The following is a 10686-nucleotide window of genomic DNA, read 5'->3' on the forward strand; positions in this document are numbered from 1 at the left end:
CCGTCAAGCCTACGTCTCGCGGATCCGTCTCAGCCGGGAACGATCAGGGTGACACCGGCGGTGTTGCGGGCGTTGGCGAGGTCGATCATCGCCGCGGGGGCCTCCTCCAGGCTGATGCGCCGGGTGATCAGTTCCTCGGGGCGGAGCCGACCAGAGGCGATGATCTCCAACATGGCCGGATAGTGCCGCGCCGCCATTCCGTGACTGCCGAGCACCGTCAGCTCGCCCGCGATGACCTCGCCCATCGGAATGCGCGGATCGGACGCAAACAGGCCGATCTGCACATGCCGGCCCCGCCGGGCGAGGGAGCGGATGGCCACGGCCGTCGTGCTCTCCCGGCCAAGAGCCTCCACCGAGACCGCAGCCCCGCCGTCGGTCAACTCCCGCACGGCAGCAACGACCTCCTCATCGGCGAGAAGGCTCGAGTCGATCACGTGCTCTGCGCCGGATGCCGTCGCCAGGGCCAGCGCCTCGGGCGACACGTCGACCCCGATCACCCTCGCACCCAACGCCGCCGCGATCATCACGGCGCTGAGACCGACACCGCCACAGCCGACGACAACGACCCATTCGTCCTCCTGGACTCGAGCCTGGCCGACCAGCCCGCGGAACGACGTAGCGAACCGGCATCCGAGAATCGCCGCAGCTCCCGGGTCGAGACTGTCAGGAATCGGGATCACGTTGAGTTCCGCGTTGCGGATGAGGACGTATTCAGCGAACGAGCCCCAATGGGTGAAACCGGGCTGTGTCTGATTCCGGCAGACCTGGCCGTTCCCGCTCTCACACTCCGGACAGGCCCCGCAGGCGCAGACGAAGGGCACGGTGACCCGCTGTCCGACCCGAAGCTCCGTCACCCCGGGGCCGCGTTCGGCGATCCGGCCGACGAGTTCATGCCCAGGCACATGCGGGAGCCGGATGCCCGAGTCATGACCCGCCCACGCATGGAGGTCGCTTCGGCACAGACCGGTGGCAAGAACCTGGACGACGACATCCCCGTTCCCCGGCTGCGGTCGGGCGACATCGACGACGCGGGGTACTCCCCCGAAGGATTCATACAGAACGGCACGCATCAGCCCAGTATCCCGCAGCCGGGCCGCTCGAGCTCCATTACGCTGTAACGGCGCGAAGACGCGAGTTCCGCGAACGCGCCGAGAACCGAGGGGCTCGAATGGATCTGAACGCTGAGAGCTTCAACGAAATTCTCCGCTTCGTGGACCTCTCCGGCGTTTTTGCGAATGCGATCCTCGGCGGCATTGCCGCGCGAACAGCCCGGCTTGACATCGTCGGTTTCGTGATCCTCGCGATCCTGAGCGGCCTTGGCGGCGGCATCATCCGTGACACGCTGCTTCAGCAGGGCCCGCCTGTGGCGCTCACCGACCCCGCCTATCTCGCCCTCGCGATCACGGGGGCCGTCGTCGCGTTCTTCGTGCCGTTCCGCGGGCGGTGGTCGCAGCGTTCACTCGTGCTCCTCGACGCACTCGCCATCGGCTCGTGGGCGGCGGTCGGCGCCCAGAAGACACTCGACGCTGGGCTCGGCTGGCTCGCCGCCATCGCCATGGGCATCGTCACGGCCGTCGGAGGCGGAGCCGTCCGCGATGTGATGCTGCTCCGGATCCCGCGCATCTTCGGCGGTAACACCCTCTACGCCACCAGCGCGCTTGTCTCCAGCGTCGAGATGGTGGTCTTCAGCGCGCTGGGGATGCCGACACTCGGGTCCCTCGTGGCCATGGCGAGTGGGGCCGCACTGTCACTGCTCGCGCGCCGATATGGCTGGACCCTGCCCACCGAAGTGCGGATCCCCCGGCCGCGTCTCCTGACCGACGTGGGCAGGCGGCTTCGTCGACGGCACGGTACGGACGCTTCGGAAACCGGCGGCGAACCGCCCGCCTGAGGTGCGGCAGCCATTCTCGGCCGGAGACTTCTCGTGGACACGTGTGCCTGTGAGTCGTAGCGTGGGAGGCGTCACGACGGAAGCCCGACCGCGGCTCACGATCCCGTGGCTATCGAGGAAGGACCATCATGCCAACCATCCACGAGCACGAACCGCCGTATACCGTCGGCTATTTCGTCGGCAGCCTCGCGGCAGCGTCCATCAACCGGCAGCTTGCCGGCGCACTGGTCAAGCTCGCTCCCGAGGAGTTCGAGCTAACGGAGATCCCCATCGGGGACCTTCCGCTGTACAGCTACGATTACGACGCCGACTACCCGCCGGTGGCGCGCACGTTCAAGCAGGCCATCGCCGATGTGGACGCCGTGCTGTTCGTCACGCCGGAGTACAACCGTTCCATTCCCGGTGCGCTGAAGAACGCGATCGACTGGGCGTCGCGGCCCTATGGCGAGAATTCGTTCGCCGGCAAACCCTCAGCGGTGATCGGAGCGTCCCCCGGGGCGATCGGCACCGCCGTCGCGCAGCAGGACCTTCGCAGTGTGCTGAGCTTCTGCAACTCGCCGCAGATGACCGCCCCGGAGGCGTACATCCAGCTCACGCCCGGGCTCATCGCCGAAGACGGATCCGTCACGAACGAAGGGACGGAGACGTTCCTCCGCGACTGGATGGCGGACTTCCTCACCTTTGTGACCCGGGTGCTCACCGTGGTCCCGCAGCGCTGACGTTTCGGCTCAGACCGCGCTGACGTTTCGGCTCAGACCGCGTCGAGGTAGTGCCAGGCACGGCCGGACCGGGCGAACCGGCTCACCTCGTGCTGTTCGCCGCGCCCGTCTGCTGAACGGTAGAAGGCCCGGAACTCGACGATGCCCTCCTCGTCGAGGAGCCCGCCATTCCTCGTCGAGAGGATGTCGAGCCGGTACCAGCGCACGTCCGGGTCGAGGTCGAGCGAGGCCGGTCGGGTGCGCGGATGCCACGACGACCGCAGATACCGTTCGTCGCCGACCACGAACGCCGAGTAACGCGATCGCATGAGCCGTTCGGCCGTCGGCGCGTTTGCCTGCCCGCGGTGGAACGGTGCGCAGCACTGCCCAGAGGTCTCTCCGCTGAGGCAGGGGCACCGGTCGGAGTTCGTGAGGACGGCGAATGGCATGCGTCCATTATCTCGGCAGCCGCACGCTCGACAGGAGACTGCCGCCGGAACCGCGCAAAAGTTCCTGTCGAGCGTTCGCCCGACCCGAACCATCCTGTTAGGCGTCGCGGTGCGACACAAAAAAGCCCGATAATCCGGAGATCATCGGGCTCAATGAGTGGATCTGAGGGGATTCGAACCCCTGACCCCCTGCATGCCATGCAGGTGCGCTACCAGCTGCGCCACAGACCCATTCGGTTGCTCTGATTACTCGGAGCAACCTGATTAGATTACTACAAAACTCGCTCGGTCACGAATCGGGGCATCGACCGGCGAGCCGTCGTTCTACTCCGCCTGGGCGGCAGCCGCGACGGCGATCGGAACGACGGGGCAGTCCTTCCAGAGACGCTCGAGCGAGTAGTACAGGCGCTCTTCCTCGTGGAAGACGTGCACGACGAGGTCACCGAAGTCGAGGAGGATCCAGCGCCCCTCCGAGCGGCCTTCGCGCCGCAGAGTCTTGTGTCCTGCTTCGATGAGCTTGTCTTCGATCTCTCCGGCGACGGCGACGACGTTGCGCTCGCTGCGCCCGGTGGCGATGAGGAAGATGTCGACGAAGGGAAGGGGGCCGGAGACGTCAAGGGCCACCAGGTCGTTGGCGCCCTTGTCGAGGGCGGCTGCGGCAGCGATCTCGAGCTGCTCGATGGTGGATTCGCGTGCTGTCACGTGATGGTTTACCTTTCGGGGTGGTTATCGCGACTGGAATGCGCCGGCCGCGATACCGACGATGATGACGGCCAGCACTGCGACGGCGAGGACGCCGGCGGTGATGGCCAGGATGAGGAGCAGCCTGTTGCTGCGTGCAGGAGCCGGCGGCGTGATGACGTCGCGGGTCGCCGTGTGGGTGCTGACGGCCTTGCTGGCTGAAACCGGAGTTCCGCCGGTCGCCGGCCGGGCTTCGTCTTCGGCGTCGAACATGGCGTCGATGTCGGACCGGTCGAAATGGTCCGGGTGCGCGCCCGACGAGCCCATGCTCGAGGGAAGGTCGATGGATCCGGTGATGACGACGTTGCCGTTGGCGGAGAGCGGCCCGGTCAGCGGATGCGAGTTCGGCATCGACGGCAGGATGATCGAGCTCGTGTTGACACCGCTTCCGGCCTCTTCCAGCCCGCGCGCGATGATCTGGTCGAACGGCTGGTCGAGGACCGGCGCCGTGGTGCTCTCGCCCGTCAACACCGCCTGGCCGAAGCTGCTCGACAGTTTCGGGGTTGCGCTGTCGAGCGCGGCCTGGGCGATCGCGGCCGGGCCGAACGCCGACTCGGTCGGCGCCACAGTCAGGGGTTTGACGATGCGGTCATCGGACGCGGTGTCGAGGTCGGCCGGAATGATCTCGGCATCCACCACGTCGGCTTCGGCAACCGGAGCGGACGACGGCACGAACGACGGGAGACGGTTCGCACTGGCGGCCTGAGCGCGTTTGGCCTTCTTCGAGCCCTGCTTCGCCGGCGTCTTCCGGGCAACGTCGTCAACGGTCGCCGGCGCAGCTTCAGCGGGGGCAGTGTCTTCGGGCACCTGGCTGGCGGCATCCGCAGCCCCGGGCTCCTGTGGAGCAGACGTGATGACGCTCAGCGAGGCGGTGCGCACCCGCTCGAGGTCACGGGCCTGCCTCCGCGTGAGGGGTAGACCTGCTGCCTCGGCTTCTTCAAGCTCAGCCACTTCTTCGGTGGAGAGCTCGGGCTCGGGCGGGGTCGTCACCTCGGGGATGTCTCCGCCAGTGACGGAAGACGTCGATACGCGCCGCGAACGGGGCTCGATGGGGGTACTACTCGTCTCGGTCGTTCGCTGCTGCTCTCGCAGCTGGCGACGAGAGAGCGGTTGCTCGTCGGGCAGCGGGGTCATGCATTACTCCGATATAGGTGGTGTTTGGTGATGTACTGAACGACACCGTCGGGAACCAAATACCAGACCGGGAATCCCCGGCTCACCCGGCTCCGACAGTCAGTGGATGATATCGCCAGAGCCGGAACTTCCAACAAGCTTACGTCCTGCTGCGGCAATCCTGAAATATTGAGGGCGTGTCCCGGGCGACTCACAGCCACAAAGTGGGCCAGCGACCAGAGTTCGTCGGCGTCTTTCCAGCTGAGGATCTGCTGGATGGCGTCGGCTCCCGAGATGAAGAAGAGCTCGGCTTCGGGGCGGGCCGCGTGCAGATCGCGCAACGTGTCGATCGTGTAGGTCGTGCCCTCGCGGTCGACGTCGACCCGGCTCACGGTGAAGCGGGGGTTGGATGCCGTCGCAACCACGGTCATGAGGTAGCGGTGCTCAGCCGGAGTGACCACGTTCTTGTGCCACGGCCGGCCGGTCGGCACGAAGATGACCTCGTCGAGATCGAACGACTGTGCCACTTCACTGGCTGCCACAAGGTGGCCGTTGTGGATGGGGTCGAAGGTGCCGCCCATCACCCCGACCCGAGGTGGGCGTGGCAGGTCTGCCATTACCGGCTAGTGGCCGGTTCCCTGGCTCGACCCGGTGCGTTCCCGAGCCGCGACACGTCCGCCGTGGCGGTTCGCGACATCCCGGTAGCTGAAGGTTGCAACGCCCAGAAAGAGGAAGACGATGAGCGCGATGACGCCGTACATGATGGCCGGCATCGGTAGTTCCGCGTGCTGTGCTGCCTCAGCGATCAGGATTGTCGCAAACGACATGTGTACTCCATTCGGGTCTCTGCGCTCGTCGGCGCGAAGTCCAGTCTACCGACTATCCACGCACCTGGCCGGTACCCCGGACCGTCCACTTTGTACTGGTCAGCTCGGTGACACCCATCGGGCCTCTCGCATGGAGCTTCTGGGTGGAGATTCCGACCTCGGCGCCGAATCCGAACTCGCCGCCATCGGTGAACCGGGTCGACGCGTTGACCATGACGACGGCCGAGTCGACCTCCGCGAGGAATCGCTCCGCTGCCGCAACGTCCTCGGTCAGGATGGATTCGGTGTGACCGGTCGAGTACCGGCGGATGTGCTCGAGCGCCTCATCGAGGTCGTCGACGACCCGTACCGAGATGTCCAGACTCATGTGCTCGGTCGCCCAGTCCTCGTCGGTGGCGGGCACGGCGTCGGGGAACAGTGTCGCGACGGCGTCGTCGGCGTGGATGGTGACTCCGGATGCCGTCAGCCGGGAAAGCACGGACGGCAGCAGCCGTTCGGCCGCAGCCCGGTGCACAAGCACGGTTTCGACCGCGTTGCACACACTGGGCCGCTGAACTTTCGCGTTGTGGACGATTTCGGTGGCCCAGTCGAGCCGGGCGGACTCGTCGAGGTAGATGTGCACGACGCCGGCACCGGTCTCGATCACCGGTACCCGGGATTCGGTGACGACGGCCTGGATGAGGGAGGCGCTCCCCCGCGGCACGAGTACGTCGACGAGGCCGCGGGCCTGCATCAGCTGCGTTGCACCGTCGCGACCGAAGTCGTCGACCGTCTGTACGGCATCCGCAGGCAGTCCAGCCGAGGTGAGGGCATCCTGGATCACGGAGACCAGTTCCCGGTTTGTGTTCTCGGCGGCTGAACCGCCGCGGAGAACGACGGCGTTGCCGCTTTTCACAGCCAGGGCGGCGATGTCGATCGTGACGTTGGGTCGGGCTTCGTAAATCGCACCGACGACACCGAACGGTACCCGCACCTGGTCGATCTTCACCCCGTTGGGCAGGCGGGAACCGCGAAGGGTCTGGCCGACCGGGTCGGCGAGGGCGGCGATCTGCCGCACGGCGGATGCGAGGGCTGCGACCCGGCTCTCGTCGAGGCGCAGGCGGTCGATCAGCCCGGCGGCGAGGCCCGAGCGTTCCCCGTTGGCAAGGTCGGCAGCGTTGGCGGAGAGGATGCGCGCGGTCGCGTCGACGACGCCAACGGCGAGAGCTTCGAGCGCGCGGTTCTTGACATCGCCGTGCGCTGTCGCGAGGGCGCGGGAGGCGACCCGGGCTCGCTTCAACCGGTCGTGCACGCCGTCTGCCGGATTCGCCGTCCCGGCCTGTACCGAAGCGGATTCAGTCGTTGTGGTCATGGTCTGATTTTAGCCAGTTCGGCGCACGCGGGCGGACCTCAGCGGCGAGGGGTGGGTTCGAACCAGGTTCCGATGTCGTCCCCGTTGAGTGCCCGGGCGACCTGGGCGGTGGACGTGATCAGCACACCGGCGCCCGCCTCCGCCGCGAGTCGAGCGGCTGAAACCTTGGTCGACGCTCCCCCGGTGCCGACGCCGGCGGCACCGATGTCGCCGAATGTGACATCGCTGAGCCCGTCGCCCGCGCGGACGGTGGCGATGGGTTCGGCACCCGGCTCGGACGGCGGCCTGGTGTACAACGCGTCGACGTCGCTGAGGAGCACGAGCGCGTCAGCCTCGACGAGGATCGAGACGAGGGCGGCCAATCGGTCATTGTCGCCGAACCGGATCTCGTGGGTTGCGACGGTGTCGTTCTCGTTGACGATCGGCAGGATGCGCAGGGCGAGCAGTCGTTCCATCGCGCGTTGGGCGTTACTCCGGTGTGCGGCGATCTCCAGGTCGCCCGCGGTGAGGAGTACCTGCCCGGCGACGATGTCGTAGCGGTCGAGGCTGTCCTGATAGCGGTAGATGAGCACGTTCTGGCCGACAGCGGCCGCCGCCTGCTGAGTGGCCAGGTCGGTTGGCCGGGCGGTCAGCTGGAGGAACGGCATCCCGATCGCGATCGCGCCCGAGGACACGAGAATGATCTCGGTTCCGCGGCCGTGGGCCTCGGCGAGTGCGTCGACGAGGTGGGCGATCTGACCGGCGTTGTTCCCGCTGATCGACGACGAACCCACCTTGACGACGACACGGCGTGCTGAACGGATGCCGTCGCGGCCGGTTAACGCCATGTCCTACTTGTCCTCGTCAGCGCCGGATGCGGCTGTCGCCCGCTCTGCGGCTGCAGCGGCCGCTGCTGCCTGCTCGTCGGCCTCGTACTGCTCGGTCCACATGCCTGATTCCTTCTCACGGAGGAGTTCGGCGCGGGCTGCGCTCTTCGCGTCCATCCGCTCGAAGTACTCTTCACGGCGCTGGTTGCGGGTCGGCCGGTTGTTCGCGTCGAGTCGGGCGTCGAGCCCGCGGGGCGTGGTGATCATCTCGGCGGATGAGGTCAGGGTGGGCTCCCAGTCGAAAATGACGCCGTCGCCCTTGCCGATGATGACGGTCGAGCCGCCGACGGCGCCCGCCTTGAACAGACCGTCTTCGACGCCGAGTTTCGCGAGCCGGTCGGCGAGGAAGCCCACCGCTTCGTCGTTGGTGAAGTCGGTCTGCTGCACCCAGCGTTCGGGCTTCGCACCGAGCACACGATAGATGTCGCCGTAGCTGCCGCCTTCGACGACGACGGAGAACTTCGACTCGTCGACCGCTTTCGGGCGGATGACGATGCGCGGTTTCTCGGCAGCTTCCGCCCGGCGCGCTTCACGCTCGGTGGCGACGAGGTCGCCAAGGGCGTAGGAGAGCTGGCGGAGCCCCTCGTGGCTGACCGTGGAGATCTCGAACACGCGGTAGCCGCGAGCCTCGAGGTCCGGCTTGACCAGGTCGGCGAGGTCGCGTCCCTCAGGGACGTCGATCTTGTTCAACGCGATGAACTGGGGGCGCTCGAGCAGCGGCAGCTGCCCTTCGGGGACCGGGTACGCGCCGAGCTCGCCGAGGATGATGTCGAGGTCGCTGATCGGGTCGCGGCCGGGCTCAAGAGTCGCGCAGTCAAGCACGTGGACGAGCGCCGAGCAGCGTTCGACGTGCCGCAGGAATTCGAGGCCGAGCCCCTTGCCCTCGCTGGCGCCTTCGATCAGCCCGGGGACGTCGGCGACGGTGTACCGGTTGTCGCCGGCCTGGACCACGCCGAGGTTGGGGTGCAGCGTCGTGAAGGGGTAGTCGGCGATCTTCGGTTTCGCGGCCGACATGGCGGCGATCAGGCTCGATTTACCGGCGGAGGGGTAACCGACGAGAGCGACATCGGCGACCACCTTGAGTTCAAGGGTGACGTCGCCTTCCCAGCCAAGCGTTCCGAGCAGTGCGAAGCCGGGGGCTTTACGTTTCGTGGTCGACAGTGCCGCGTTACCGAGGCCACCCTGTCCGGCTTGTGCCACGACGTAACGCATCCCGGGCTCGTCGAAGTCGATGAGCTCGTTGCCGTCGGCATCCTTGACGACGGTTCCAACGGGAACAGGAAGCTCGAGCTCTTCGCCCATCGTCCCGCTGCGGTGGTCTCCCATGCCGGGGCCACCGTTCTCCGACCGGCGGTGCGGTGAGCGGTGGTAGTTGAGGAGGGTGGTGACCTGGGGGTCGGAGACGAGCACGATGTCGCCGCCGTTCCCGCCGTTTCCGCCGTCAGGACCGGCCAGTGGCTTGAACTTCTCCCGACGAACAGACACGCATCCGTTACCGCCGTTTCCAGCACGCAGGTGCAATGTCACCTGATCGACGAATGTGGCCACGAGAGCCCTCCAAAAACTTAATGATTCATAAATAACTCAGGGGCGAGCCGAAGCTCGCCCCTGAGAAAAACAAACGGTTACCTACTCGGCAGCCGCCGTCACGATGTTGATGACCTTGCGGCCGCCCTTGGCGCCGAACTCAACCGAACCGGCTGAGAGAGCGAACAGGGTGTCGTCGCCGCCACGTCCGACGTTGACGCCGGGGTGGAAGTGGGTGCCGCGCTGGCGAACGATGATCTCGCCGGCAGAGACGACCTGACCACCGAAGCGCTTCACGCCGAGGCGCTGTGCGTTCGAGTCGCGACCGTTGCGAGTGGAACTCGCGCCCTTTTTGTGTGCCATGTCTGTTCTCCCTCAGGCTCTACTTGATGCCGGTGATCTTGACGCGGGTGAGCTCCTGGCGGTGCCCCTGACGCTTCTTGTAACCGGTCTTGTTCTTGAACTTCTGGATGTGGATCTTGGGGCCGCGGAGGTTCTCGAGGAACTCAGCGGTGACCTTGACCTTCGCAAGCTTCTCAGCGTCGGTGGTGATGTTCTCACCGTCGACCAGCAGAACGGCAGCCAGTTCGACTTTGCCGTCCTTGATGTTCTTGACCCGGTCCATCGTCACGATGGTTCCGACCTCTACCTTTTCCTGCCTGCCACCGGCGCGCACTACTGCGTAAACCACTTCTCGTACCTACTTCTCTGGGGAGCTGCACGCTTGCGAGCTCAATCTGTCAAAGGAAAATTCACTGTGCGGTAGACCCCAGCGGGAAGGGAGGTCAAGCTGACAGAAAACCATGGGCAAACGGGTGATAAGCCAACGTGCGCCAACAGGAAACTTTACTTCATCGCACCCAATCCCACAAATGCAACGGATGCCGTGTCGCGTCTTCCTAGAATTCTCCCATGGCCATCCTCATCGATCCCCCACGCTGGCCTGCGCACGACACGCTGTGGAGCCACCTGATCAGTGACCTGTCCCTCGATGAGTTGCACGCCTTTGCCGGGGCGAATGACATTCCGCGGCGCGGTTTCGACCTCGATCACTACGACGTGCCGGCTTCGAAGTACCAGGGTCTTGTCGAGGCGGGGGCCGTGCCTGTCGACGGGCACGAACTCGTCCGGCGACTGATTCGCAGCGGACTGCGGATCACCGCCCGTGAGCGAACGGAACGGGGCGGCGCGCCGCGCCGCCGCTCGCGCCGGCCCCCAAGGCG

14 protein-coding genes and 1 tRNA gene are annotated in these 10686 nt (G+C 66.2%); 3 read left to right on the top strand and 12 right to left on the bottom strand.

Features of this window, described 5'->3' with window-relative positions; genetic code table 11:
* Positions 1-29: 29 nt before the first annotated feature.
* On the bottom strand, positions 30-1070 hold the full coding sequence (locus ACLQ62_RS02570) for a zinc-binding dehydrogenase (protein WP_411720097.1): 1041 nt from the start codon (positions 1068-1070) through the stop codon (positions 30-32).
* 98 nt (positions 1071-1168) lie between these two features.
* On the opposite strand from ACLQ62_RS02570, the gene ACLQ62_RS02575 reads away from it, so the two are divergent.
* Together ACLQ62_RS02575 and ACLQ62_RS02580 are read left to right on the top strand one after the other, a co-directional pair.
* Positions 1169-1891 carry a trimeric intracellular cation channel family protein gene (locus tag ACLQ62_RS02575; protein WP_411720098.1) on the top strand — a complete coding sequence of 241 codons (723 nt, stop codon included), beginning with the start codon at positions 1169-1171 and terminating at the stop codon, positions 1889-1891.
* Positions 1892-2019: 128 nt separating this feature from the next.
* The gene (locus ACLQ62_RS02580; RefSeq protein WP_411720099.1) at positions 2020-2610 is read left to right on the top strand and encodes an NADPH-dependent FMN reductase; all 591 of its coding nucleotides are present in this window, start codon (positions 2020-2022) and stop codon (positions 2608-2610) included.
* A gap of 32 nt (positions 2611-2642) precedes the next feature.
* Here ACLQ62_RS02580 and ACLQ62_RS02585 read toward each other — a convergent pair whose 3' ends face one another.
* The 11 genes from ACLQ62_RS02585 to rplU form a co-directional block, all read right to left on the bottom strand.
* Positions 2643-3038, bottom strand: coding sequence for a YchJ family protein (locus tag ACLQ62_RS02585; RefSeq protein ID WP_411720100.1), 396 nt, complete (start codon positions 3036-3038; stop codon positions 2643-2645).
* 158 nt (positions 3039-3196) lie between these two features.
* Positions 3197-3269, bottom strand: a tRNA-Ala gene (locus ACLQ62_RS02590).
* A 93-nt stretch (positions 3270-3362) separates the two neighbouring features.
* On the bottom strand, positions 3363-3740 hold the full coding sequence (rsfS, locus tag ACLQ62_RS02595) for a ribosome silencing factor (RefSeq protein WP_411720101.1): 378 nt from the start codon (positions 3738-3740) through the stop codon (positions 3363-3365).
* Positions 3741-3764: 24 nt separating this feature from the next.
* A complete protein-coding gene (locus tag ACLQ62_RS02600; RefSeq protein ID WP_411720102.1) occupies positions 3765-4913 on the bottom strand; it encodes a hypothetical protein in 1149 nt (382 codons plus the stop codon).
* Positions 4910-5509: a nicotinate-nucleotide adenylyltransferase gene (gene nadD, locus ACLQ62_RS02605; protein WP_411720103.1), complete on the bottom strand. Its 600-nt coding sequence runs from the start codon at positions 5507-5509 to the stop codon at positions 4910-4912. The genes ACLQ62_RS02600 and nadD overlap by 4 nt, the downstream gene beginning before the upstream one ends.
* A gap of 6 nt (positions 5510-5515) precedes the next feature.
* The gene (locus tag ACLQ62_RS02610) at positions 5516-5719 is read right to left on the bottom strand and encodes a hypothetical protein (protein ID WP_411720104.1); all 204 of its coding nucleotides are present in this window, start codon (positions 5717-5719) and stop codon (positions 5516-5518) included.
* Between the two features lie 52 nt (positions 5720-5771).
* Positions 5772-7070 (bottom strand): glutamate-5-semialdehyde dehydrogenase, encoded by a 1299-nt coding sequence (locus tag ACLQ62_RS02615; protein ID WP_411720105.1) that lies wholly within the window; start codon positions 7068-7070, stop codon positions 5772-5774.
* Between the two features lie 38 nt (positions 7071-7108).
* The gene (gene proB, locus ACLQ62_RS02620; protein ID WP_411720106.1) at positions 7109-7897 is read right to left on the bottom strand and encodes a glutamate 5-kinase; all 789 of its coding nucleotides are present in this window, start codon (positions 7895-7897) and stop codon (positions 7109-7111) included.
* A 3-nt stretch (positions 7898-7900) separates the two neighbouring features.
* Positions 7901-9484, bottom strand: a complete 1584-nt coding sequence (gene obgE / locus ACLQ62_RS02625) for a GTPase ObgE (RefSeq protein ID WP_411720107.1) — start codon at positions 9482-9484, stop codon at positions 7901-7903.
* An 81-nt stretch (positions 9485-9565) separates the two neighbouring features.
* Positions 9566-9826 carry a 50S ribosomal protein L27 gene (gene rpmA / locus ACLQ62_RS02630; RefSeq protein WP_121672712.1) on the bottom strand — a complete coding sequence of 87 codons (261 nt, stop codon included), beginning with the start codon at positions 9824-9826 and terminating at the stop codon, positions 9566-9568.
* 19 nt (positions 9827-9845) lie between these two features.
* Positions 9846-10154, bottom strand: coding sequence for a 50S ribosomal protein L21 (gene rplU, locus ACLQ62_RS02635; RefSeq protein WP_411720108.1), 309 nt, complete (start codon positions 10152-10154; stop codon positions 9846-9848).
* A 221-nt stretch (positions 10155-10375) separates the two neighbouring features.
* Here rplU and ACLQ62_RS02640 point away from each other — a divergent pair.
* On the top strand, positions 10376-10686 hold a 311-nt coding region (locus ACLQ62_RS02640), incomplete at its 3' end, for a DUF4031 domain-containing protein (RefSeq protein ID WP_411720109.1).

The organism is Mycetocola sp., from assembly GCF_046716805.1.
Taxonomy (GTDB): domain Bacteria; phylum Actinomycetota; class Actinomycetes; order Actinomycetales; family Microbacteriaceae; genus Mycetocola_A.

Bases quoted from the DNA above. Each gene is read 5' to 3' on its own strand.
- nadD (WP_411720103.1), bottom strand. From the start codon at position 5,509: ATGGCAGACCTGCCACGCCCACCTCGGGTCGGGGTGATGGGCGGCACC.
- ACLQ62_RS02580 (WP_411720099.1), top strand. From the start codon at position 2,020: ATGCCAACCATCCACGAGCACGAACCGCCGTATACCGTCGGCTATTTC.
- rpmA (WP_121672712.1), bottom strand. From the start codon at position 9,826: ATGGCACACAAAAAGGGCGCGAGTTCCACTCGCAACGGTCGCGACTCG.
- ACLQ62_RS02575 (WP_411720098.1), top strand. From the start codon at position 1,169: ATGGATCTGAACGCTGAGAGCTTCAACGAAATTCTCCGCTTCGTGGAC.
- ACLQ62_RS02570 (WP_411720097.1), bottom strand. From the start codon at position 1,070: ATGCGTGCCGTTCTGTATGAATCCTTCGGGGGAGTACCCCGCGTCGTC.
- proB (WP_411720106.1), bottom strand. From the start codon at position 7,897: ATGGCGTTAACCGGCCGCGACGGCATCCGTTCAGCACGCCGTGTCGTC.
- ACLQ62_RS02615 (WP_411720105.1), bottom strand. From the start codon at position 7,070: ATGACCACAACGACTGAATCCGCTTCGGTACAGGCCGGGACGGCGAAT.
- ACLQ62_RS02585 (WP_411720100.1), bottom strand. From the start codon at position 3,038: ATGCCATTCGCCGTCCTCACGAACTCCGACCGGTGCCCCTGCCTCAGC.
- ACLQ62_RS02600 (WP_411720102.1), bottom strand. From the start codon at position 4,913: ATGACCCCGCTGCCCGACGAGCAACCGCTCTCTCGTCGCCAGCTGCGA.
- ACLQ62_RS02610 (WP_411720104.1), bottom strand. From the start codon at position 5,719: ATGTCGTTTGCGACAATCCTGATCGCTGAGGCAGCACAGCACGCGGAA.